This window comes from Streptomyces sp. 71268 (assembly GCF_029392895.1).
Classification (GTDB): domain Bacteria; phylum Actinomycetota; class Actinomycetes; order Streptomycetales; family Streptomycetaceae; genus Streptomyces.
On the sequence record NZ_CP114200.1, the window covers coordinates 5,831,563 to 5,855,416 of the forward strand.

General features: G+C 73.2%; 14 protein-coding genes and 1 pseudogene. 10 read left to right on the forward strand and 5 right to left on the reverse strand.

All coding sequences use genetic code 11. The annotated features are described in order from the left end of the window. Positions 1-57: 57 nt before the first annotated feature. Positions 58-1,410 carry a right-handed parallel beta-helix repeat-containing protein gene (locus tag OYE22_RS23180; protein ID WP_277322198.1) on the forward strand — a complete coding sequence of 451 codons (1,353 nt, stop codon included), beginning with the start codon at positions 58-60 and terminating at the stop codon, positions 1,408-1,410. 31 nt (positions 1,411-1,441) lie between these two features. Here OYE22_RS23180 and OYE22_RS23185 read toward each other — a convergent pair whose 3' ends face one another. The 3 genes from OYE22_RS23185 to OYE22_RS23195 form a co-directional block, all read right to left on the reverse strand. Then, positions 1,442-2,122: a hypothetical protein gene (locus tag OYE22_RS23185; RefSeq protein WP_277324282.1), complete on the reverse strand. Its 681-nt coding sequence runs from the start codon at positions 2,120-2,122 to the stop codon at positions 1,442-1,444. 407 nt (positions 2,123-2,529) lie between these two features. After that, on the reverse strand, positions 2,530-5,064 hold the full coding sequence (locus OYE22_RS23190; protein ID WP_277324283.1) for an SdrD B-like domain-containing protein: 2,535 nt from the start codon (positions 5,062-5,064) through the stop codon (positions 2,530-2,532). Between the two features lie 897 nt (positions 5,065-5,961). Further along, positions 5,962-6,639 carry an HAD hydrolase-like protein gene (locus OYE22_RS23195; protein ID WP_277322199.1) on the reverse strand — a complete coding sequence of 226 codons (678 nt, stop codon included), beginning with the start codon at positions 6,637-6,639 and terminating at the stop codon, positions 5,962-5,964. A 67-nt stretch (positions 6,640-6,706) separates the two neighbouring features. Here OYE22_RS23195 and OYE22_RS23200 point away from each other — a divergent pair. From OYE22_RS23200 to OYE22_RS23220, 5 genes and pseudogenes are all read left to right on the forward strand, one after another. Then, a pseudogene (locus OYE22_RS23200) lies at positions 6,707-6,904 on the forward strand (helix-turn-helix transcriptional regulator); the annotation flags it as partial. A 261-nt stretch (positions 6,905-7,165) separates the two neighbouring features. Beyond that, positions 7,166-7,891: a hypothetical protein gene (locus OYE22_RS23205; RefSeq protein ID WP_277324443.1), complete on the forward strand. Its 726-nt coding sequence runs from the start codon at positions 7,166-7,168 to the stop codon at positions 7,889-7,891. A gap of 111 nt (positions 7,892-8,002) precedes the next feature. After that, positions 8,003-8,455 (forward strand): hypothetical protein, encoded by a 453-nt coding sequence (locus tag OYE22_RS23210; protein WP_277322200.1) that lies wholly within the window; start codon positions 8,003-8,005, stop codon positions 8,453-8,455. Then, a complete protein-coding gene (locus OYE22_RS23215) occupies positions 8,452-9,042 on the forward strand; it encodes a hypothetical protein (RefSeq protein ID WP_277322201.1) in 591 nt (196 codons plus the stop codon). Before OYE22_RS23210 ends, OYE22_RS23215 begins: the two co-directional genes overlap by 4 nt. Next, positions 9,039-9,314, forward strand: coding sequence for a hypothetical protein (locus OYE22_RS23220; RefSeq protein WP_277322202.1), 276 nt, complete (start codon positions 9,039-9,041; stop codon positions 9,312-9,314). The genes OYE22_RS23215 and OYE22_RS23220 overlap by 4 nt, the downstream gene beginning before the upstream one ends. 84 nt (positions 9,315-9,398) lie before the next feature. Here OYE22_RS23220 and OYE22_RS23225 read toward each other — a convergent pair whose 3' ends face one another. Both OYE22_RS23225 and OYE22_RS23230 read right to left on the reverse strand, forming a co-directional pair. Continuing rightward, complete coding sequence (locus tag OYE22_RS23225) at positions 9,399-9,974, reverse strand: hypothetical protein (RefSeq protein ID WP_277322203.1); 576 nt, start codon at positions 9,972-9,974, stop codon at positions 9,399-9,401. 183 nt (positions 9,975-10,157) lie between these two features. Beyond that, positions 10,158-11,540, reverse strand: coding sequence for an MFS transporter (locus tag OYE22_RS23230; protein WP_277322204.1), 1,383 nt, complete (start codon positions 11,538-11,540; stop codon positions 10,158-10,160). Between the two features lie 1,476 nt (positions 11,541-13,016). Between OYE22_RS23230 and OYE22_RS23235 the strand changes: the two genes are divergently transcribed. The 4 genes from OYE22_RS23235 (at position 13,017) to OYE22_RS23250 (ending at position 23,735) form a co-directional block, all read left to right on the forward strand. Further along, positions 13,017-13,217, forward strand: coding sequence for an MbtH family NRPS accessory protein (locus OYE22_RS23235; RefSeq protein ID WP_277322205.1), 201 nt, complete (start codon positions 13,017-13,019; stop codon positions 13,215-13,217). Positions 13,218-13,418: 201 nt separating this feature from the next. Further along, complete coding sequence (locus OYE22_RS23240; protein WP_277322206.1) at positions 13,419-14,354, forward strand: ornithine carbamoyltransferase; 936 nt, start codon at positions 13,419-13,421, stop codon at positions 14,352-14,354. 149 nt (positions 14,355-14,503) lie between these two features. Continuing rightward, positions 14,504-16,468, forward strand: coding sequence for a non-ribosomal peptide synthetase (locus OYE22_RS23245; RefSeq protein WP_277322207.1), 1,965 nt, complete (start codon positions 14,504-14,506; stop codon positions 16,466-16,468). Further along, positions 16,458-23,735 (forward strand): non-ribosomal peptide synthetase, encoded by a 7,278-nt coding sequence (locus OYE22_RS23250; protein ID WP_277322208.1) that lies wholly within the window; start codon positions 16,458-16,460, stop codon positions 23,733-23,735. Before OYE22_RS23245 ends, OYE22_RS23250 begins: the two co-directional genes overlap by 11 nt. The last annotated feature ends 119 nt before the right edge of the window (positions 23,736-23,854 follow it).

A 23,854-nucleotide genomic window follows, 5' to 3' on the forward strand; every position in this document is an offset into this window, starting at 1 on the left:
GCTGGTCAACCCGGCTTTTCCGGGGAGGAATTGGGAGCACCGTGCCAGACTGGGATCATGCCTCGATTAGCTCTTCGCGTGTGTGCGGCGGTAGTGGGCACGCTGACACTGGTGGCCGGCTGCGGCGGTGATGGTGGCGGTGGCGGCGACGACTCGCGCGAGGGCCGGCGCCCGGCCGGCGCGCACGTCACGATCCGCGTACCGGCCGACGCCCCGACGATCTCGGCCGCGGTCTCCCTGGCCCAACCCGGCGACCTGGTGCTGGTCGCCCCCGGCGTCTACCACGAGTCGGTGCGGATCGACCGGCCGCGCGTCACCCTGCGTGGCGTCTCCCGGGACAAGGTCGTCATCGACGGGCGGTCGCGGCAGCCCAACGGCGTCCTCGTCTCCGCGCCCGGCGTGGCCGTGCAGAACCTGACCGTGCGGAACAACACGCAGAACGGGGTCCTGATCACCGGCTCGGCGAAGGCCGCCGCCGGCCTGCCGGGGTCGGGGGACGGCTACGACACCGGCGACGAGCCCGTCACCTTCCTGAAATCGTTCCTGGTCTCGCACGTGACCGCGACCCGCAACGGCCTGTACGGCATCTACGCGTTCTCCGCCCAGAACGGCGTCATCGCGCACAGCTACGCGTCCGGCGGCGCCGACTCGGGGATCTACGTCGGCCAGTGCAAGCCCTGCAACATCGTGGTCCGGGACAACGTCGCCGAACTGAACGCGGTGGGTTACGAGGGCACCAACGCCAGCGAGGACATGTACGTGGTCCGCAACCGCCTGGTCGGCAACCGGGTCGGGCTGACCACCAACTCCAACCACCAGGAGAAGCTGCTCCCGCAGAAGGGTTCCGTCATCGCCGGCAACCTGATCGCCGCCAACCAGCAGGCGGCCACCCCGCAGCAGGCCGACGGCGGGTGGGGCGTCGGGATCGGCATCGACGGCGGCAGCGACAACCAGGTCGTCCGCAACCGCGTCGCCGGCCACCGCAACGCCGGGCTGGTGCTCACCGCGACCGCCGACATCCCCACGCTCGCCAACCGCATCACGGACAACACGTTCACCGACAACGCCGTCGACGTCGGCTGGACGTTCCCCACCGCGACGCCGCGCCGGGGCAACTGTCTGCGCGGCAACGAGCTGCGCAAGACCGTGCCCGCCCGGCTCGCGACCACCGCGGCCTGCCCGGTGCCGGCCGGGACGTCCTCGCCGACCGGCACGTGGCCGGCGCCGACGGCGCCCGGTGGCATCCCGTTCACCGAGGTCGCGGCGCCCGCCCCGCAACCGCAGTTCCCCGACGCGGCCACGGCGGGCGCCACCACCGTGCCGCCCGTCCCCGCGCTGCCGAGGACGGCGGACATCCCGCTGCCACCGGTCTCCCTGCTCGCCGCCAACGCCCGGGTGCGGGCGTCCTGACCGGCGTCGACAACGCCCGCGATCGATACAGCTACCGGGCCGGGGCGGCCGTGGGCGCGGGCTTCACGGGCACGTACGGGTGGGTGTCGAAGTCGATGACCACCGGCTCCGGCTGCGATTCCACGGTGACCCGCACCCGGTGCATGGCGCCGTCGGAGTCGATCCAGTAGCGCACGTTGCCCGCCGTGCCGGAGCGGTCGGGCGACGACGGACCGGTCATGACGTCCACCCGCTTCCCGGCCACCCGCTCCCGCCCCCACCAGGCGGCGCCGTTCTGCGACAGCAGTTCGGCGTTGTCGGGGCGGTCGCCGCCGAGGCCCAGCGCGATGGACAGGGCGGTGTCCAGCGCGCTGCCGGCCGCCAGCGGCGGGCGGTCGTGCCAGCCCGAGCGGGGCGGCGACGCGGGGGCGTGCGCCGGGGCGTCCGCCATCGGGTGGACGCGCACCGCGCTGGGCGTCCACTGGATCAGCCCGTCGCTGGACCTGTTGCGCCCGGTGCCGTGCACCACGCCGTAACCGACCTTGCGCCGGTAGTCGACGGCCCCGGTGACGGTCAGCTCGCCGGCGGCGCCCGGCACGGTGATCGTCACCGCGCGGCCCCGCGCCTCGTAGTTGCGGAACCGGGCCATCGCCAGCCGGCTCGCCTCCTCCGACGTCAGCCGGCGCGGCCCGTCGCCGCCGGAATCGTCGTCGGCGAGCAGCAGGACGACCACCGCGACCAGCGCGGCCACCCCCACGGCCGCGACGCCGATGACGATCCCGGCCCGCCGCGACGGCGGCCACCGACGCCGGTCGGCCGGACGCCCCGGGGGGACCCTGCTCGGGCGCGCGCTCCGCACGCGGTTCGACGCTGACACTTGCCGCTTCACCCTTTCGATCACCCCACCGCCGTACCGCCGCGCGCACACGCGGTACGCGACGGTCAGGTGGCAGACGACATCGAGGCCGGCCCTCGTGGGCCGGCCGAGACGTGAGCCGCCCGCCCGCGCCCTTGTGGGACGCGGACGGGCAGCTCATCTTCGTGCGCTCCGCACAGCGCTGTTCGGTGCGTTCAGCGCCGCACGGCCCCTTTACGTGCTTCTCGGTGCCGTGCGGGCTGTTCGGCGGTTGTCGGGCTCGCTCAGTGCCGCCGGGCGCGGTGGTTCCGGGTCACGTACGCGATGACCAGGCCCGAACCCACCAGCAGACCGACGAGGCCGACCAGCTCCGGCACGCTGGACGCACCGGTGTTGGCCAGCGAACCGCCGCCACCGTCCTGGGCGCCGCCACCGCCACTGCCGCCGCTGCCGCCGCTACCTCCGCCGCCCGGTCCGCCGCCACCGTCCGGGTCCGGTTGGTTGCCGGGTGGCACGGGTGCCGGCGGAGTGGTGCCCGTGGGCGGAGTCGGGGTCGAGGTCGACGTCGGAGTCGGGGTCGGCTCCGAGGTCGGCGTGGGCGTCGGGGTCGGGGTCGGCGTCGGCGTCGGGGTGGGGGTCGGGGACGGTGTGTCCTTCGGGATGTAGACCCCGGCGTCGATCGTGTGGTCGACCCCGCCCGCCTTGGCCGGTGCCGTGACCGGCGCCTCGCCGGTGCACAGCGGCCCGGTCTTCGGCGGCGTCACGTTGGAGTCGTGCGCACGGTTGTCGCCGGCCCGCGGGAGCGTGAACCTCAGCTTGTCCGCGGTGGGTTGCTCGGGCACCTGGCTGGTGTCCGCGGTGCACACGTCGAACCGCACCGTGTACTTGGCGCCCCGCGTCAGCTCGTACTCGGCACCGACACCGCCGAAGTAGTACTCGCCGTCGGCACTGGTCTCGGTCGTGGCGACCTCCTTGCCGTCGGCGTCCAGCAGGCTGATCGTCGCCCCCGGCAGCAACACGTGCCCCGGGTCCTGGATGCCGTTGTGGTCGCCGTCGAACCACACGACGTTACCGATCTGGATCGGCGCGTTCGCCGCCGCGTACGCGATGTCACCGAGCCCGCCGGCCTTGCCGAAACCGCCCTGCGCCCGGCTGACGAACTCGTACCCGTTGTCCTTCGGGGCGTTGCCCGGACCCTGACCGGTCGTGATGTCGAAGTACCCGGTCCCGGAGGTGGCCACGTCGACGACCGGGTCGAACTCGGTGCTGGCGACCCACTGTTGCTGCGGGATGTACGCCACCGCTCCGAGCGCGGTCTCCTGGTGCGCGCTGGTGTAGAAGTCGCCCGGGAAGTACTCGACCACGCCGGCGGCCTGACCACCGCTGTTGGCGGGAGTCGCGTGGTTGGGGCAGCTTCCGGTCCCCTCCCACTGGTACTCGCCGGTGGGGGTGGCGCACACCATGGTGATGTCACCACCGGACATGCCGTTCTCCGCCGTGTCGTTCCCCGGCCTGGGGTCGAGCCCGCCCCAGCTCAGCACGTCCATGAACCGGTCACGGAAACCGAGGATCATCGAGCCGTCGCGCGCGAAGGCCATCGATGACAGCTCCGGCTGCGGATCGATGAAGACGTTGCCCTGCTTGCGGTCGTCCCAGGTCTCCAGGTCGGTGTTCCACGGGTTCCAGTGGGTGCCCTTGTCGTCACCGGCCCCGAAGACGCTGCCGCGGGCGGCCGTGAGCGGGTGGCTGAGCACCGTGGAGAACCGCTTGCCGTCGTACGTGGCGACGACCGCCTTCAGGTCCGCGCGCTTCTGTGTGCTCTCCGCGCTGCACACGCCGCCGACGTGCAGCGTGTTGTTGTGGAACTGGAGACCGAACGGCCGCCAGTCGTCGGCGCTCGCGCACCCCGGGTCCGGGATCGGGACCGTCGCCTTGGGCTTGTCGGCCGTCTCGCCCGTGGCGTCGAAGCTCACCAGGCTGCGGGTGCGCAGGTTCACCGCGTACAGCGTCGAACCGTCATCCGACAGGGCCAGGCCACCGATGCTCTCCTTGCCCGGCGCCTGGGTGAACCCGGGGTCCTTGATCAGGTTCGCGGTGTCGTGCTCCGTCACCGCGGCGTCCGGCACCCGCGCGAACAGCTTCGGAGCGCCCGAGCCGTCCGCCGGCACCGTGTAGATCGCGCCGCCACCCTGGGGCCCGTACGCGGAGTAGCGGCGGGCGAACGCGCTCTGGAACAACCGGCCGTCGTCCGTGTCGTACGCCAGCCCGAACGTCGTACCCACCTGGTCCTGCGTGGCCAGCGTGGTGGGGCAGGCCTTGTCGGTGGGACACGTGCCGCGGGACTTGGCGTCGAACGCCACCAACGCCCGCTTGTCGGTCGCGTTGGCGCCGTTGTGGATCGGTACGAAGTACCGCGTGTCCGGCAGCGCGTAGTCCGCCGGGTTCCACACCCCCGTCACCACCGAGGCGTCCTTGCCCTCCGACACGTCCACGAACGACGTGAAGCTGTCGAAGTGGTTCTCCGCCGTGGACGCGGGCGCCGCCCGCAGGTACTTGTCGTACGGCGCCGGAACGCTGACGTCGACCCGGTACCGGCCACCCTCCAGCTTCGTCGACCCTTCCACCACGACCTTGCCCGTGGCGTCCGTGACGCCGCGCACGACGTGCCCTTCGGGGTCGGTGACCTCCACCTTCATGCCCCGCTGCGGCACGTCCATGGTCGCGTTGACCACGCCGGTGCCGAAGAAGTCGCGCAGCACCTGGACCGTCAGCGTGCCGTCGTCGGCCGAAGCGGCGGCCGGCCCAGCCGTCGCCCCCAGGGCGCCGCCTGCCAACAGGAGAACGGACAACCCGATGCGCCCCGACGACTCCGTGAGTCTCCGGGTTAACCCGCGCGGGTCGTCCCTATCGACTCGGTTCATGGCATCACACTCCACACTTCTCTCGTCGTGTCACTTCTGTCGTGAAACGAAGCACCCGCTTCTCGCCACACGTCCACTTCATGACTTCGGGCGGACGCCGGCCGCGAACATCAGGGAAGAAAAAGGGCCCACTGACGTTGCGTGGACCGCTTTGTGATGGCCGTCTGGGTGTATTGGGGCAGTACGTAAGCGTGGCAGACCAGGAAAAGCAAACGCACGTTCACGGCCTCGGGTGAACCCGTCCCGGGTAGCGTGTTCTCGCAGCTCAAGCACGGTGCCCCCACCCCACACCACCCTCACTGACCGCCATCGCGAGCAGCGCGCGATATCTTATCCCCGGTTTCCTGCCGTCACCAGCAAAACTCCTCTTTTCAGTCGCCGCCCCGACGTCCCGCGAGAGGGCGCGGAATGCGCCCGGAAAAGTGTGCGACGGTGGACGGGTGGCCGAATATGGCCCGTCGATACTGGTCGCCCGGAGGGCGCGCCGTGGATGCGCGTGCTCATACGTACGCGGCGTACGCCCCCGTCCTCGCCCCGGCCCGCCGGCCGGCCGACCTCCGGGTTTCGGCGGTGTGGGCGCTGGCGTGGGGGCTGGGTCGGGTGCGGGAGCGGGGTGGTTGGGGCGGGAGAGGGAGGCGCTGCGGCGTAAGGGGCCTGCTGGCTCGTGCCTGAGCATGGTCAACTGCGGCTGTTGCAGGGGCGTTTGGAGTCGCGTTTCGGACACACCGGCGTGCGCCTGTCTGCGGGCTGAGAGGGCCGACGGTGGCGTTCTGGTCCACCGTCCTGAAGGTCGCGTCAGCCCACGATCAGGCGCAGTGCCCGCTCCGTGTCGGCGAGATCCGGCAGCACCTGTGTCGCGCCCGCCGCTGTCAGGTCGGCCGCGCTCGTGTGGCCGGTCGCTACGCCGATGACTCGTACGCCGTGCGCCAGTCCGCCGCGCACATCGGCCGGTGTGTCCCCGAGGAGTACCGCCTGCTCGGCCGGGGTGTCGGAACGGCGCAAGGCGACGCGTACCAGGCCCGGCCGTTCGTCGGCGTCCTCTCCGAACGACCCGATGCCCAGGTCGAGTTCATGTTCCAGACCGAACGCTGCCAGCTTTACCTCGGCGGCTGTGCGGATGTTGCCGGTCACGACCGTCTGCCGAACCTCCGGGCGCTGGGCCAGGGCGGCGATGAGTTGGCGGGCGCCGGACAGGGCCTGACCGCGTACGCGTAGTTCGGCCGCGTGCCGTACGTGCGCGGCGCCCAGGGCGTGCGCGAACCGCTCGAACAACTCCCGGCTGTCACGCACTCCATGGCGCCTGGCCGTCTCGCGGAGAATGACGGGCTCGGTCAGTCCCTCGATGCTTGCCTGCTCGCGCAGTTCGACGCCCGTGACCTCGCGGAACGCGGCGGCCCACAGCTCGCGCCCCATGCCGCGGGTGTCCACGAGAGTGTGGTCGATGTCCCAGAGCACCAGCAGCCCGTCCGGCATCGCTGCGTCACCGTCACGTCGTCGCGTCGGAGTACCGTTTTGGTGTCGAGTCAGAACGGAGCTCAGTATGCCCGAGGCCCCTGGCACTATCGGCCAACGACTGCAAATCGCCCGGAAAAGGCGCGGCCTTTCCCAGAGCGAACTGGCCAAAGCCGCTGACCTATCCGTCTCCACCGTGCGCAAGCTGGAACAGGGAGAGCGGACCGACGTGCGGTTGGAGACCGCCCACCAACTCGCTCGCGCGCTCGGTGTCACCACGTCCCACCTGCTCACCGAGGCACCGACACCTTGGCGTCCGGCCGTACCCGAGGATATTTGGCGTCCCGTGATGGCAGCGCTGGGAGCGCCTACTGACCAACTGTCTGATCCTCCGACGCCTGCCGGGGTCTCCGGTGCCCTCGCGGGAGGTCGGGCGCTGTTCGCGACAGAGCGGTACGACGCCCTAGGTGGAATGCTCCCCGCGCTCATCCGGGATGCCCGGGCCCTCGATGACTCTCAGACATCGCGGCGCCTGCGCTACCAGACCATGCAACTTGCCACGTCCTTCCTGGGGCAGGTACGGCAATACGAGGCGGCCGACGACACCGCGCAGCGCGCGCTGGACTCCGCCACCGACGAACTCGACGGGGGAGCGGCGATCGTTGCCCAATGTCAGCAGATGCTGCGGCGAGGACGCCTTGCTGAAGTCGCCGAGTTGGCTACTCGCTGGGCGGACGATGTCGAGCCTCGCATGTCCCGCGCGACGACCGAGGAACTGGCAGTCTGGGGCGGCCTCCAACTACGCATCGGCGCCGCATCCGTACGTGACAACCGCAAGCAGGAGGCCGCCGACGCCCTGCGAATGGCGCACATCGCGGCGGTCGGGCTCGGTCGTGAGGTGATCAGCGCCCCGGACTACCTGCGGCACTTCGGTCCAGTGACGGTTACTCACCAACGCGCCGAGCACGCCGCCATCCAGCGGCGGCCCGATCGCGTACTGCGGCTGCACAGTGCCGTACGCGAGTGGGTGCCCGCGCAAGGTGGCGGGAAGAGCGGCAGGTGCCGGCACCTGCTGGACGTGGCGGACGCCCACCTCCGCCTGCGGGACGAGGCGCGCTGCGTACGTGTGCTCCAGCAGGTGCGAGCCGAGGCGCCACAGTGGATTGTCGCGCAGCGCTACGCGCAGGACATCATGGGGCGCGTTATCGAACGGCGGCGGACGCTTACCCCCGAAATGCGGGTACTGGCCGACGCGTTGGGGGTGCCGCTGTGACGCTCCGTGGCACAACGCGGTAGCACCTCGTCAGATTGCCCTTGAGGCCCCATCCGCCGAATCCTTACGGTCAGTCATCAACCGATCACCGATGACGCCGGAGGCTGCGCCATGTCCACCGAACCGACCACACCCACTCCGCCCCACGACTGGATTCCCCCCGGCGGAGGCGTGCGCTGGACGCGGGTTGGCGAACTGGGGTGGCACGCGCTCACGTTGCCCATGCATCGCGGTGACCGCGTCCTCGCCGAACTGGGTGAGGACAGCGGGGCCGTGATCCAGATGGACGGCGAGCAGCAGCTCACCTGGCTCATCGAGCCGTGGGCCGAGGCCGTGCGGCACCTGCGGGAGCGGGAGGGTGTGACGCTGGCCGGGGATGACGGCAGCTACCTGTTCGTGCCCGGCATGACGCGGGCCCGGCTGTGTTGGTGGCGGGTCGCGCCGGAGCCCGGGCGGTTGCTGACCGACGCGGGGCGGCTGGCCGAGGCGTACGCCGTCGTCCAGCGGTCCGTCGGGCGTACGGCGGAGAGCCGGCCCGACCGGGCTCGCGGGGGCGTCTGGTGAGGGAGCGTGCCTGGGTTCCGCCGGCGGGCGAGGCGGTGACGCTGCTGCTCACGGGGGAGCGGTGGGACGCCGTACGTACCCACACGGCCATCGCCGCCCGTGCCTTCGACGTCCTGGACGGCATCGAGGGCAGCGCCGCGATCATCGACCCCCACGCCTGCACCGCGTACTGGCTGCTCCCGCCGCGCGAGGCGGCCCTCGCGCCGTGGGAGCAGTGGGAGCGGCTGCGGCCGTACGTCACCGTGCTCCCGGCCCGCACCGACACCAGCGTCACCTATCTCGGCGTACCGCCCGCAGGCCGGCACAACGGTCCTGGCCTGCACTGGCGGGTGCCGGGTGGGTGGTCGGGGGACTACCTGAGCCGGCCCGCCATCCTCTCCGCGGCGCTGGCCCCGGCCGTGCTCTCCGTCCACGGGGCGGACGCCCTCCCGTTGCGATGTCAGGTCTGTGACCGTGCCGTCGAGCGGGATCGGGCCGTTACCGCCGTGGGCCGTCGTCGTCCGGACGATCCCGTACGCCGACGGCTCACCGCGCACCGCGCGTGCGCGCGCCACGCCCGTCTGACCATCAAAGGCCCAGCCCAGTGACCCGCAGCCACTACCGCTTCGTCGCCATGACCGTCGACATGGACCCCAGCCAACCGCCCCCGCTCACCCGGGCGGTGTGCCGCACGTGCGGCGACCGTTCGCCCGAGGTCGACCCCACGTACGACCTCGAAGCCCAGTGCGCCCACGCCCAGCGCTGGTGCAGCGCCCACACGGCGCGCGACCACCCGGGTGGCCGGCACTTCGACTACACCGCCACCATCACCTGGCACTGGACCGTCACGCCGGAGGAGGACATCGGTCCGTCGGCGTGAGCGCGGGACTCCCGGGACTTCAGGGCCTCCCGGGCCGCCCGGTGGGCCGGCGGTCCGCCGAGCGGCCCGGCCGCGCGTCGGGGCTCACCGCAGGAGGCGGACCCGCATGCACTCGTCCGGCGTACCAATGGCCCAGTACTGCGCGGTGCCGCGTGCGCCGCTGTAGGCGCCCGTGCCGCCGGTGATGGCCATCTCGAGCGAGCTGCCTCCCTTTGGCGCGAGCGACTGCATCGTCACCGAGCCTCGGCCGATCTCCACCGTGATCACGCACTGTGTCGTGGCCTTGGCGCCCTCGATATGAACGGTCTTGCAGGAACCGGCGCCGAGTCCGACCTCGCGGCCGTCCCTTATGGCTCGGCCGGAAAAGGAGTTGAAGTCGCCCAGGCTCGGTCCTGCCGGGCCGAGGTCCGTCTCCGCGTGCTGTTCGTTCTTCAGCTTGATATCGATGACCTGGACCCGTGGCTTTTCCGGGGTGCTGCTGGCGCTGCCGCTGGTGGTGGCGTCCGCGCTGCTCACGGCGCAGACGCCGACAGCGGCGGCGGCCAGCGACACCCCGAGGAACTTCCTCAGCTTCGCCCGCCTCTTGATGGCACCCTGACCATTCCCCGGCCCCTGCCCCGGGCGGTGCGCGTCAATGGTCTTCGGATATCCGACGCCCATGGTGAATTCCCCTCGTTGCGAACCCCGATGCGAACACTCCTGACGCTATGACTTCGCTTTCCGTGCGTCTAAGGCCAATATCGCTATGACGTCATGTTCGTCGGGGCATGGTGGAAATCCACCGACCGGGCTCGGGCTCGGGCAGGCGCGACCGGGCGTGCGTGCTTCGGCGTGGGCCGGCCGCTACACCAGGTCGTCCACCGCCTCGCCCGGGTGGCCGGTGGCCGGCTTGGCGGCCGGGGCTGACGTCGCGGTCGGGGCCGGGGCCAAGCCGGCCGGGGGCTCCGCCCGGTCCGTGGGCCGGTCCGCGTCGGCCGCCGCCACCGACTCCTGCTCCAGCCGCTCGTTCTCGTCCCGTACCCGGCCGCCCCAGCGGATCACGGGGGCCATCGCGGCCGAGACCGCGACGAACAGCCCGCCCAGCAGAATCCAGCCGGGGGCGCCCCAGTAGACGATGAGGCCGGTGAGCACCAGCGGGCCGAGCATCTCGGCGACGGTGATGCCGTTGCCGAAGAACGCCTGGTACTGGCCCGTCTTGCCCTTGGGGGCCAGCCCGAAGCTGACCTCCCACTCGCCGGCGGCCTGCATCATCTCGCCGACGACCATCAGGCCCGCGGCGACGACGAGCAGGACGCCGGCCGTCCAGGCCGAGTCCCAGGTGCCGGAGAAGGCGAACGCGACGCACGCGGCGGCCAGCAGGAAGCTGCCGAGGAGGAGGTAGCGGATGGCGCTGGTCAGGTCCTTGACGCCCTCCGAGACGCGGACCTGGAACAGCGCCACGACCACAGTGTTCAGCATCAGCATCACCGAGAGCAGCGACACCGGCGCCGAGGTGTGCTCGCTGATCCACAGCGGCAGGGCCACGGCGATCAGCGGCACGTACAGCAGCAGCACCGTGTTCAGGACGCTGATCACCACGTACGGGGCGTCCCGGAAGACCGACTTGCTGGTCGACTTGCCGTCCGGGGAGAGCTGCTCCTTCGGGACCGGGGCCACGGCCGGCAGTCGGCGCAGGATGTACGCGGCGATCAGGAAGGCGATGCCGTTCAGCGCGAACGCGGCGTAGTACGCGCCCTGTCGGTCGAAGAGCAGCACGAGGCCACCGAGGCCGGCGCCGATCGTCATGCCCGCGTTGTAGCTCGACTGGACGAACGCCCGCACCCGGGTCACCTGCTCCTTGGGCACCAGACCGGCGAGCAGTGCCTGTTCGGCGGCCGAGCCACCGCGCTGGCTCACCGCGTACGCGCACGAGGCGATGATGAACGGCACGAAGGAGGTGATGAAGATGAAGGAGGCCACCGACAGGGCCGCGCAGACGAAGAGGGTGACCGAGGTCCCTCGCGGGCCCACCCGGTCGGCCAGGTGGCCCAGCGGCACGCTCAGTACGAGGGCGGCGGACCAGCCGATGGTCAGGCCCAGGCTCATCTGGAACGGGGACAGCCCGACGATGCGGGTGAAGTAGAGCGCGGCGCAGATGTTGTAGGCGCCGTCACCGAGGCGGCACACCAGTTGGGCGAGCGCCAGGCCGCGCGGCGGGCCCGGGGGCGGGATCAGATCCTTGAACACGTTGCTCCTTGAGACCTGGTTCAGGCGCGGACGCGTGGCGGCACGTCCGGAGTTCGAGTCGGACGCGGTCGCGGGCCGGCGGGCGCGGCCCGTGCCGCCGCGACTCGCGGGGGCACGCGCGCGCCACTGGGCCGCGACCGGGAAGGCAGGGGGAGCGCCGCGGCGGGCGGTAGCCACGGCACGTCACGGGGCGGGGGCACAGCGCCCGCGCACAGCGAAGGCCGGTGACGACGCCACCGGCACTGGTCACCGGCGCGGCCCCCGCCACCCCGCCGAATTCTTCGGCTTCTTCCTGACCCACACCGGTCAGGATCATCGGGTATCGCGGTCGGCCTCGCTGCGGCCCCACTTGACGGGCAGAAAGATATGCGCGGGCCACGCGGGCACACAAGGGTGGCACGCCCCCGGGGGTGTCGGCGTGGGCGCGCGGGGCGCGCCGTCGCGGCAACGGCCGGAATGCCCGGTGTGACCTCGGTGCGACGGTGCGGGCGGGCGCGGGGCGGTGGGCTCGGGTTTCGTATGGGCGGGATCGGTACGTCCTGAAGGGCGCGGTCGTGGCCAGCGGCGATGTGAGGAGTTCACCGGTTTGGCGGTACAGGCGGCATTGGCGGCCCCGGCGACCGGGTCCGGCCGTGACCGCCCGGCCCTCTGGGGCCGGTCCCCGCCGGGGCCCGGCCGCTCGCGCCTTCCGGTTGCGCCTTCTGGTCCTCCGGGCGTCGTGCCCCGGCCGCCTCCGCCCCGTACGGGCCGTGTCGGGGGCGTACGGAGAACGGGGTTCGGAGGCGCGATCGCGCGCGGGGGGCGCGGTGGGACGGGGTGGCCCGGGAGGCTGTCAACTCGCTTACGGCGAAAGCTAGATGAGGTCGCCGAGTCACCCAGAATCCGGTGCGGCGTGGCCGAGATGGCGTACCCGCCGCGCGGGGTGGGGCGACCAAAGCCTCGTACCGGACAGTCATTTCAAGCCGAATGGCGGAAGCTGGGACGCGGGGTGAACGGGGTGGTCGCCGGCCGGAACGCGTCGACGACGAGCGATGGAAGGTGACGGGTTGGCCACCTGGCCGGTCGACGGGGGTGGATAGGGGCGTCGAACTGGCCACCGGCGCGTGCCCGTGGCACCACCGTGCGTACCCGAGTGTGATCTTGGTCATATCTTCGGGATGTCACTCGATGGCAACCTGCGGCTGCGACAACGGCGGCGTCGGGGTGGTACTCCCGCCTTTGCTCCGTCTTCTCCCCGGGCGTCAACTGCCAGCGCGGTGAGGGGAGTAGCGAGGGGTCCCGGACCGTGGCAGAGTCCAACGCGAGCGGGGCGGCGAGGGGGTCGCCGAGCGATCGGGCGTCGGTCAGTGGCGTCGGCCAGCCCCACCCAGCACAGGCACCAGCACCACCGCACGACCGGTGTTCGCAGATGACCGGGACACGACCGGAATTCCGTACGGCTCTCTGCTGGAGGGCCGCCTTGGCTCGGGGGAGTCCATGAGTGACGACCAACGCTTTCGCGTGGTGCTCAACGATGAGGAGCAGTACTCCATTTGGCCCGCGGCCAGCGAGCTTCCGCCGGGCTGGCGTGCCGAGGGGTTCGAGGGCGCCAAGCAGGACTGCCTGACGCACATCGACGGGGTGTGGACCGACATGCGGCCGGCCAGTCTGCGCCGCGCCACGCCCCGCGCCTCCTGACCCCGGGGCGTCGCCCGTTCCGCCCCGCCCCGCCACCGTCCGACCGTCGATCGCCACCGCGAGCGGCCGGACCCGGCTCGGCATCGACCGCGATGCGAGGGGCCGCCGTGTGCGTCCGCAGGGTGAATCCGCCGTGTGGGGCCACGAGTTGAGCCGCGCTCCACACCCAACCGGTGCGTCGTGAAAGGCAGAAGGTAGACAGTGAGCAACGCCACGGTGCGACACCTGATTTCCACCAAGGACCTGACCGATGCGGAACTGCGCGCCCTGGTCGAGCGGGGCGCCGAGTTCTCCCGCGGCTCCGTCCGCTCCGGTGACCAACTGGCGGGCCTGGTCGCCGGCATCCACTTCCTGAAGACCTCCACCCGTACCCGTACGTCCTTCTCGGCCGCCGCCCTGCGGCTGGGCGCGCAGCTCATCTCGTTCGGGCCCGGCGACCTGCAGACCAACACCGGCGAGACGCTGGAGGACACCGCCGAGGTGCTTTCGCGGATGCTGGACCTGCTGGTGGTGCGGACCGCTGGCGACCCGGCCGAACTGCGGGCCTTCGCCCGGCAGGACCGGATGGCGGTGGTCAACGCGATGACGGCCGACGAGCACCCCACGCAGGCCATCGCCGACCTGACCACGATGCTCGCCCACTTCGGCCGCGTCGAGGGGCTGCGCGTGTGTTACGTGGGGGAGGGCAACAACTCGGCCGCCGCGCTCGCGCTGACGCTCAGCCGCTACCCGGACGTCCAGTTGGAGCTGCGGACGCCACCCGGCTACGGCCTTGACCCGCGGGTACTGGGCCGGGCCCAGCAGAACGCGCGCGCCAGCGGCGCGCGGGTGAGCGAGACGCACTCCATGGCGAGCCCGCCGCGTGATGTCGACGTCATCTACACCACGCGGTGGCAGACGACGGGCACGAGCAAGCCCGACCCGGGGTGGCGTGACGTTTTTGCGCCGTTCCAGGTGACGACCGCGCTCTGGGACGACAGCCCGGACGCGGTCTTCCTGCACGACCTGCCGGCCCACCGCGGCGAAGACGTCACCGCCGAGGTGCTCGACGGCCCGCACAGCCTGGCCTTCGACCAGTCGGAGAACAAGATGTACGCGGCTATGGCCGTCCTGGAATGGTGCGCGGCGAAGCGGTGATCCGCACCGTCGTTCGCTGACTGCCCGCTGAGGTGGCGGCGTGCGGGGCGCCCGCGAGGTGCCCCGCCGTCCGGACGGGGGACGCCCGGTGCTGACTGCTGCCCACGGACAGGTGCTCAGAGCTGATCACATCGACGCGGGAGATTCCGGTGAATCCACTGCCCGCCACCGAGTCCGCAGCGGCTTGGGTGGCCTGGAACGACACGGTCCGTACCGGGTTGGCGGCCACGCTTCCCCACCTGGTGGAGGCGCAGGCGCGGCGCACGCCCGACCATCCGGCGGTCGTCCACGACCGCACCACCCTCAGCTACCGAGAGCTGAACGAGCGGGCCAACCGGCTGGCCCGGGTGCTGGTCGCCCGTGGCGCCGGGCCCGAGGACCTGGTGGCTTTGGCGGTGCCGCGCTCGGAGCGGACGCTGCTGGCCTCGCTGGCCGTGGCCAAGGCGGGGGCGGCGTACGTCCCGGTGGACACCGCGTACCCGGCCGCCCGGATCGCCGCGCTGCTCGGCTCGGCCGAACCGCTGCTGACGCTGACCACCGACGCCGTCGCGGCCGAACTGCCCGCCGGCACACCGGTGTTGGTCCTGGACGACCCGGACACCGCCGAGCTGGTCGGGCGCCAGGACCCGGCCGACCTGACCGACGCCGACCGGCGCGGGCCGCTCGCGGTGGGCAACGCCGCCTACGTCATCCACACCTCCGGGTCCACCGGCGCGCCCAAGGGCGTGGTGGTCACCCACGCCGGGCTGGCCAGCCTCGCCGTCGACCACATCGAACGGTTCGGGATCACCGTGGGCGACGGGGTGCTCCAGTTCGCCTCGTTCAGCTTCGACTGCTCGGTCGGCGACATGCTGATGGCGCTGTGCTCCGGCGCCGCCCTGATCATCCGGCCACGGGACTGCCTGTCCGGCGCCGAGGTGGGCGCGCTCATCGACCGTACGGGCGCCACGCACGTCACCATCCCGCCCCAGGTGCTGGCCGCGCTGCCGTCCGCCACGCACCCCACGCTGCGCACCATCGCCACCGCGGGCGACGTGCTGCCGGCCACGGTGGTGGACCAGTGGGCGCCCGGGCGGCGGATGTTCAACGCGTACGGGCCCACCGAGGCGACCGTGGACGCCGTGGCCACCGAGGTACGCGCCGGCGCGGGGGCCCCACCGCCGATCGGCGGCCCGGTGCTGAACACGCGGGTGTACGTGTTGGACGCCGACCTGTGCCCGGTGCCCGTCGGCGCGGAGGGCGAGCTGTTCATCGCCGGCGCCGGGCTCGCGCGCGGCTACCTGCGGCAGCCGGGACTGACCGCCGAGCGCTTCCTGCCCTGCCCGTTCGGCCCGCCCGGCGGGCGCATGTACCGCACCGGCGACCTGGTGCGGTGGCGGCCCGACGGCAACCTGGAGTTCCGTGGCCGGGTCGACCACCAGGTCAAGATCCGCGGCTTCCGCGTCGAGCCCGGCGAGGTCGAGGCGGCCCTCGCCGCCCACCCGCGGGTCGCGGACTGCGTGGTCGTCGCCCGCGAGGACCGGCCCGGATCCAAGCGCCTGGTCGGCTACGTCGTCCCGGCGCCAGGCCCGCGCCCGGCCGTGGCCGACCTGCGCCGTCACCTCGCCGAGCGGCTGCCCGACTACCTGGTGCCCAGCGCGCTCGTGCTGCTCGACGCCTTCCCGCTCAACCCCAACGGCAAGCTGGACCGCGCCGCCCTGCCCACCCCCGAGCTGACCGGCACCGGCACCGGGCGCGCGCCGAGCACCCCGCGCGAGGAGTTGCTGTGCGCGCTGTTCGCCGAGGTCCTCGGCGTGGGACGGGTCGGGCCCGACGACGCGTTCTTCGACCTCGGCGGCGACAGCGTGCTGGCCATCCGGCTCGCGGCCCGGGTCCGCGAGGCCGGCTGGGTGCTCGCCCCGAAGGACGTGTTCACCCTCCAGCGGGCCGCCGCCCTGGCCGAACGCCTGGAACCCGCGCCCGAGCCCACCAGCGTGCCGACGGGGCCGGTGGGACCGGACTCGCCGCCGGGGCCGGCCGGCCACGGGGCGCGGCCGGAGCCGGCGCCCGGGCTGCTCGCGCTGAGCCAGGAAGACATCGACGACCTCACGGGGGAGTGGGCCAATGAGTTCTGAGCGCCGGGGGCTTTCCGACATCTGGCCGCTGTCACCGTTACAGGAGGGGCTGCTGTTCCTCTCGCTGTTCGAGGAGCGCGGTGCCGGCCTGTACATGCCGCAGATGGTCATCGAACTCGAAGGGCACGTCGAGGCGGACACCCTGCGGGTGGCCGTCGACGCCCTGGTGGACCGGCACGCCACGCTGCGCGCCTGCTTCCGGCTGGCCAAGAAGCAGGGCACGCCCGCCCAGCTCATCCCCGCCACCGTGCGGGTGCCGCTGGCCGAGCACGACCTGACCGGGCTCCCGGAGGACGAGCGCGCGGCCGAACTGGACCGCCTCATGGCCGCCGACCAGGCCGTCCCGTTCGACCTGGCGCAGCCGCCGCTGCTGCGGCTGACGCTGATCAGGCACGGCCGGACCCGCTGGCGACTGGTGCTCACCCACCACCACATCCTGCTCGACGGCTGGTCCATCCCGACGCTGGTGGACGAGTTGCTCACGCTCTACCGGCAGCGCGGCGACACCACCGGGCTGCCGCCCGCCGGGTCGTACAAGAGCTACCTGGAGTGGCTGGGCCGGCAGGACCGGGCCGCGGCCCGCGCGGCGTGGCGGGAGGCGCTCGCCGACCTGGAGGGGCCGACCCTGGTCGCCCCGGAGGCCGCAGGCGCCGTCGCCGGGCCGGCGCGCACCACGCGGGCCAGCCTCGACGCGGCGACCACCGCGGAGCTGGCCGCCCGCGCCCGCGCCGGCCTGCTGACCCTGAACACCGTCGTGCGGGGCGCGTGGGCGCTGGCCCTGTCCAGGCTGACCGGCCGCGACGACGTCGTCTTCGGCGTCACCGTCTCGCACCGACCGCCCGAGGTACCCGGCGTCGACCGGCTCGTGGGGCTGCTCATCAACACCCTGCCGGCCCGACTGCGGGTGCGGCCCGGCGCCTCGCTGGCCGACCAGTTCGCCGGCCTCCAGGAGGAGCAGGCCGCGCTGCTGCCGCACCACGGCATCGGGCTCACCGAGATCCAGCAACTGGCCGGCCACGGCACCCTGTTCGACACCCTGATGGTGTTCCAGAACTACCCCACCCGGCCCGCCGACGCGGGCGCGCGACCGCGCGTGGTCGAGGCGTACGACATCGACGCCACCCACTACCCGCTCGCGCTGACCGTGCTGCCCGGCGACGAGCTGACGCTGCGCCTTGACCACCAGCGTGACGTGCTCGACGACGACGCGGCCGACCGGCTGCTCGACTGGGTGGTGCGGCTGCTGACCGCGTTCGCCGCCGACCCCGGGCAACCGCACTCCGCCGTGGACCTGCTCGGCCCGGCCGAGCGGCGGCGCGTCCTCGTCGAGTGGAACGACACCGCCCACCCGGTGCCGGCCATGACGCTGGTCGACCTGTTCGAGGCGCAGGTGGCGCGCACCCCCGACCTGGTGGCCGCCGCGTACGGGGACCACGCCCACACCTTCGCCGCACTCAACGAACGGGCCAACAAGCTGGCCCGGGTGCTGGTGGCGCGCGGCGCCGGGCCCGAGCGGCTGGTGGGCCTCACGCTGCGGCACTCGGCCGAGATGATGCCGGCCGTGCTGGCCATCCAGAAGTCCGGCGCCGCCTACGTGCCCATCGACCCGGACTACCCGGGCCCGCGCATCGCCCACCTGGTCAGCGACTCCGCACCGGTCACCGTCGTCACCACCAGCGCGGACGCCGCCGCCCTGCCACCCGGCACCCCCACGCTGCTCCTGGACGACCCGGCCGTGGTCGCCGAGGCCGACGCGGCCAGCGGCGCCGACCTCACCGACGCCGACCGCGACGCGCCCCTGCTGCCGGCCCACCCCGTCTACGTCATCTACACCTCCGGCTCCACCGGCAGGCCCAAGGGCGTGGTCATGGAGCACCGCAACGCGGTCAACCTGTTCCACAACCACCGCACCGAGTTCTTCCGCCCGGCCGCAGAGCGGGCCGGCGCGCGGCGGCTGCGGCTCGCGCTGACCTCCTCCATCTCCTTCGACGCGTCGGTGGCCGGCATGATGTGGCTGCTCGACGGGCACGAACTGCACCTGATCAGCGACGACTGCCGGTACGACCCGGCCAGGTTCGTACGCTTCACCACCGAGCGGCGCATCGACCTGGTGGACGTCACCCCCTCCTTCGCCGAACAACTGCTGCTCGCCGGCCTCCTCGAAGGACCCCAGCACCCGAGGGTCCTCGTGCTCGGCGGCGAGGCCATCGGCGAGGCTCTGCTGGCCGAGGTCGGCCGGCTCTCCGGCGTCGAGGCGTACAACTGCTACGGGCCCACCGAGTGCACCGCCGACGCCACCAGCCCGCAGCGACTGGGCGACGGCGGCGTGCAGAACATCGGCCGCCCGGTGTGGAACGGCCGCGCCTTCGTGCTCGACGCGGCGTACGCGCCGGTGCCCGTCGGCGTCGTGGGCGAGCTGTACATCGCCGGCGCCGGCGTCTCCCGTGGCTACCTGGGCCGCCCGGGGCTGACCGCCGACCGGTACGTGCCCTGCCCCTTCGGGGTGGGCGAGCGCATGTACCGCACCGGCGACCTGGTGCGCTGGCGGGACGACGGCACGCTGGAGTACGTCGGCCGCGCCGACGAACAGGTCAAGATCCGCGGCTTCCGGGTCGAACTCGGCGAGATCGAGGCCGTACTCCTCCAACACCCCCAGGTCGCCCAGGCCACCGTGCTGGCCAGGGACGGCGCGACCGGCGGCGGCAGGCGACTGGTGGCCTACGTCGTGCCACCCGACGGCGCGGGCGTCGCGCCCACCCTGGGCACCGGCGAGTTCCCCGCCGCGCTGCGCCGCTTCGCCGCCGAGAAGCTGCCCGACTACATGGTGCCGGCCGCCGTCGTCGTCCTGGCCGGGCTGCCGCTCAGCCCCAACGGCAAGCTCGACCGCGGCAGGCTCCCGGCCCCCGAACTCGCCGGCCTCGCCACCAGCCGCGCCCCGCGTACCACGCTGGAGGAGCGGCTGTGCGAGCTGTTCGCCGAGACCCTGGGCGGCGCCCGACTCGGCATCGACGACAGCTTCTTCGACCTCGGCGGCAACTCGCTGCTCGCCATGCGCCTCGCCTCCCGGGTGCGCACCGTCCTGGACGCCGAACTCCCGGTGCGGGCCGTCTTCGACTCGCCCACCGTCGCCGGCATCGCCGACAAGCTGGGCGGCGCGCCCGCCGCCGGGCCGCCCCCGCGCCCGCGCCCGCGCGGCACCCAGGCGCCCACCTCCTTCGGGCAGCGCCGGCTGTGGCTGCTCGACACGATGGACCCCGCGCACTCCCCGTACAAGATCCCGCTGGCCATCCGGCTCGCGGGCGAGCTGGACCGGGACGCGCTGCGCCGGGCGCTGGCCGACGTCGTCGCCCGGCACGAGGTGCTGCGCACCGTCTACCCCGAGCGCGACGGCGAGCCCCAGCAGGCGATCCTCACCGCCGACCGGGCCGCGCCGGAGCTGGCGGAGCGGACCGCCACCGTGGCCGAGCTGCCCGACGCGCTGATCGCCGAGACCTTCCGCCCCTTCGACCTGCGCACCCAGCCCCCGCTGCGGGCCACCCTCTTCTCCCACGGCCCGGGCGAGTGGACGCTGCTGCTCGTCGTCCACCACATCGCCGCCGACGGCTGGTCCATGCGCCCCCTGGCCGACGACCTGTCCCGGGCCTACGCCGCCCGCCGTGCCGGGCGCGCCCCGGACTGGCGACCGCTGCCCGTCCAGTACGCCGACTACGCCGCCTGGCAGCACGAGCGGCTGGGCTCCGAGGCCGACCCGGACAGCCTGCTGACCCGCCAGCTCGCCCACTGGCGCGACGCGCTGGCCGGCCTGCCCGACGAACTGGCGCTGCCCACCGACCGGCCGCGCCCGGCCACCAGCGCCCGGCGCGGCGGGGCCGAACTGTTCACCGTGGACGCCGAGCTGCACGCGGCGCTCGCCAGGCTCGCCGCGCGGCGCCAGGCCAGCCTGTTCATGGTGGTCCAGGCCGCGCTGGCCGCGCTCCTGCACCGGCTCGGCGCCGGCACCGAGATCCCCATCGGCACCCCGGTCGCCGGCCGCGCCGACCCGGCCCTCGACGACCTGGTCGGCTTCTTCGTCAACTCGCTCGTGCTGCGCACCGACGTCGCGGGGGACCCCGCCTTCGGCGAACTCCTGGAGCGCGTACGCCAGGTGGACCTGGCCGCCTACGCCCACCAGGACGTGCCCTTCGAGCGGCTGGTCGAGGTGGTCAACCCGACCCGGGTCGCCGGCCGCAACCCGCTGTTCCAGGTCGAGCTGGGCGTCCAGGAGAACGCCGACGAGGAGCCGGAGTTCGCGGGGCTCACGGCCACCAGCGTCCCGGTGGGCTCGGCGGCCGTGCCCTTCGACCTCTCCTTCGAGCTGAGCGCCCGCACCACCGACGCGGGCCCGGCCGGGATGCGCGGCCGGCTCGACTACAGCACCGAGCTGTTCGACCCGGCCACCGCCCGCGCCCTGGTCGATCGCCTGCTGCGGGTGCTGCGCCAGGTCGCCGCCGACCCGAGCCGCACGATCGGCTCCCTCGACGTGCTCGGCGACGCCGAACGCCACCGCCTGCTGGTGGAGTTCAACCGCAGCCAACGGCCCACCGACCTCACCGACGTGGTGGCCCGCGTCCAGCACTTCGCCGCCACCACGCCGGACGCCGTCGCGCTCGTAGACGACCGGGGCCCGGTGGACTACGCCACCCTCGCAGGCCGGGCCTCCGCGCTCGCGCGCCGGCTGGTCGAGGCCGGCGCCGGCCACGGCGCCGTGGTCGCCGTCCTCGCCCGCCGCTCGGCCGCCGTGCCCACCGCGCTGCTCGGCATCCTCGGCGCCGGCGCCGCCTACCTGCCGCTCGACCCCACAGGGCCGACCGGCCGCAACGCCGACATGCTGGCCCGCGGTGGCGCCACCGCCGTCCTCGCCGACCCCGAACTGACGGCTAAAGCAGCGGAGTTGACCGGGCTGGTCGACGGTGAGGTGGCCGTCATCGCGCTGGACGGGGAGGCCGACGCGCCGGACGCGCTGGCCCCGCCCGTCGGTACCCCGGACGACCTGGCGTACATCCTGTTCACCTCCGGCACCACGGGCCGCCCCAAGGGCGCCATCGTGCACCGCCGTGGCATGAACAACCACCTGCTCGCCAAGGCCGAGGACCTCACCCTCACCGCGGCCGACAGCGTGTTGCAGAACGCGCCGCTCAGCTTCGACATCTCCATCTGGCAGATGCTGTGCGCCCTCGTCGTCGGCGGGCGCACCCGGATCGCCGACGACTCCCTGGTGGCCGACCCGGACCGGCTGTTCGGCCAGGTCGCCGCCGAGCGCGTCACCGGCGTCGAGGTGGTGCCCTCGCTGCTGCGCACCACCCTGGACACCTGGGACACCACCGGCGGGGCCCCCGAACTGCCCGCGCTGCGCTGGCTGATGGTCACCGGCGAGGCCCTGGCGGCCGACCTGTGCGCCCGCTGGTTCGCCCGCTTCCCCGGCATCCCGCTGGTCAACGCGTACGGGCCCACCGAGTGCTCGGACGACGTCACGCACGCCTGGCTGACCGCCGACGCCCCGCCGGCGGCCGGGCAGCGGGTGCCGATCGGCGGCGTCATCCGCAACACCGAGCTGTACGTCCTCGACGCTCACCTGCGCCCCATGCCGCTCGGCGCCGTCGGCGAGCTGTACGTGGGCGGCGTCGGCGTCGGCTACGGGTACGTCGGCGACGCCGCCAAGACCGCCGACACCTTCCTGCCCGACCCCTTCTCCGGCCGGCCGGGCGCACGCCTGTACCGCACCGGCGACCAGGCCCGCTACCGCCCCGACGGGCAGCTTGAGTTCCTCGGCCGCAACGACCACCAGGTCAAGATCCGCGGCCAGCGCATCGAACTCGCCGAGGTGGAGGCCGCCCTGCGGGAGGCCGACGGCGTACGCGACGCCGTCGTCACCGTCCGTACCGACCAGGGCGGCCACAACCGACTCGTCGGCTACTACACCGGCGACGCCACCCCCCAGGACGTACGCGCCCACGCCACCGGCACGCTCACCGCCGCCATGGTGCCCTCGGCGCTCGTCCCGCTGCCCACCTTGCCGCTCAGCGACAACGGCAAGGTGGACCGGGCCCGGCTCCCCGAGCCCGACCTGCCGACGCCCGGCGCCGGCCGCGCCCCCGCCACCGAGCGCGAACAGGCCCTGTGCGCGCTCTTCGCCGAGGTGCTCGGGGTGGACCGGGTCGGCGTGGACGACGACTTCTTCGACCTCGGCGGCCACTCGCTGCTCGCCACCCGGCTCGCCGCCCGGGTGCGCGCCCGGCTCGGCGTGCGGCTCCCGGTGCGGCTGCTGTTCGAGGCGCCCACCGTCGCGGGCCTGGCCGCCCGCCTGGACACCGACGACCGGGCCGCCGGCCTGAACGTCCTGCTGCCGCTGCGCCGCGCCGGCTCCCGGCCCCCGCTGTTCTGCGTCCACCCCGGCACCGGCCTGGCCTGGCCGTACGCCCGCCTCGCCGGCCTGCTCGACGCCGAACAGCCGCTGTACGGCCTCCAGGCCAGGGCCCTGACCCGGCCCGATTTCGCGCCCGTGAGCACCGCCGAGATGGCCGCCGACTACGCCGAGCGGATCCGCTCGGTCACCCCGCACGGCCCCTACCTGCTGCTCGGCTGGTCGTCGGGGGGCCGGATCGCCCACGAGGTGGCCGTGCGGCTGCGTGCGGCGGGCGAACGCGTGCCGGTGCTCGCCCTGTTGGACGCCGAGCCCGCGCACGGGGGCGCCGCGCCGCGGGCGGGCCACGCGGAGCCACCGGCCGCCGCCCCCGACCCGGCCGCCGAGGCGGAGTTCGTCGCGCACCTCCTGCACGAGGCGGGACTGAGCGCCACCGCCTGGGACGAGCGGCCCCTGACACTGGCCGAACTGCGGCGGGCCGCGGCGGAGGGGGCCGACGCCCCACCCGGCACCCTCGGCGCGGCGCTCGCCGCCGCCGAATCCCCGCTCACCGGCTTGGAGGGCACGACGCTGGACGCCCTGTACGCCACCTACCGCAACGAGGCCGGCATCGGTGCCGAGCCACCGGCCCGGCCCTTCGACGGCGACGTGCTGTTCTTCACCGCGGGCCGCACCACGGGCCGGGAGGCCGTGACCGGCGGCACGCTGGCCGAGCTGTGGAAGCCGTACGTCACCGGCCGGGTCCACGACCACGTCGTGGACTGCCACCACCTGGAGATGACCGCTCCCGGGCCGCTGGCCGAGATAGCGGCCGTCCTGGAGAAGCACCTCACTACCGTGGAGTCAGCCGCGACCCGGCGTCCGTAGGAAGCCAGAGTCCGCCGCTGCGACCACCCGAGCGCGACCGGGGACGGGCGGGGCCCGCGAGGGCGCCCGCCCCCCGGGCGGACCAGCCGAGCACGCCCCGCACGCCCAACAACCCGTAG